Source organism: Candidatus Skiveiella danica (genome assembly GCF_022705245.1).
Classification (GTDB): Bacteria; Pseudomonadota; Gammaproteobacteria; order Burkholderiales; family Burkholderiaceae_C; genus Skiveiella; species Skiveiella danica.
This window is the reverse complement of record NZ_JAKJEW010000187.1, coordinates 1-540: the sequence shown is the minus strand read 5'-3', so window position 1 is coordinate 540 and position 540 is coordinate 1. Positions and strand designations below refer to the sequence as shown.

The 540-nt window shown below is 68.0% G+C and carries 1 protein-coding gene; it reads right to left on the bottom strand.

All coding sequences use genetic code 11. The annotated features are described in order from the left end of the window. Positions 1 to 112: 112 nt before the first annotated feature. On the bottom strand, positions 113 to 540 hold a 428-nt coding region (locus tag ACMUOY_RS20905; RefSeq protein ID WP_413894619.1), incomplete at its 5' end, for a TSUP family transporter.

Here is a 540-nt window from a genome sequence, read left to right as displayed (position 1 = left end):
CGTTCACACTTCGTTCTATTCGTTGCCTTCTGTCGGATCCAACTGCGCTTGTCAGCCTGAGCGGCAAGCCGGCGACCAAGGTGATCGCAGCGCCGTTGTCGGAGGCACCGCCTCACCCGGCCAGCGACCGCCACAGCAGCCGCGCGATCGTCGCGGCCACGACCACGAGAAACGCGCCACGAATGAAACACACGCCCTTGCGGATCGCCAGGTGCGAGCCGAGCAGCGCGCCCGCGATGTTCGCCGCGCCCATCGTGGCGCCGAGCAGCCAGAGCACGTGGCCCTGCACGGCGAACCACACCAGCGAAGCCACGTTGCTCGCGAGGTTCATCACCTTCGTGTGCCCGGTCGCCTGCGGGAGCGGATAGCCGAGCAGCAGCACGAAGCCCATCGCCCAGAACGAGCCCGTGCCCGGCCCGAAGAAGCCGTCGTAGAACCCGAGTGCGCAGCCGCCCAGCACGTTGAAGGCCGTCGTGGAAAAACGGGCCCGCGTGCGCGCCACGCCCACTTTCGGCGACGCCGCCACATACGCGAAGATCG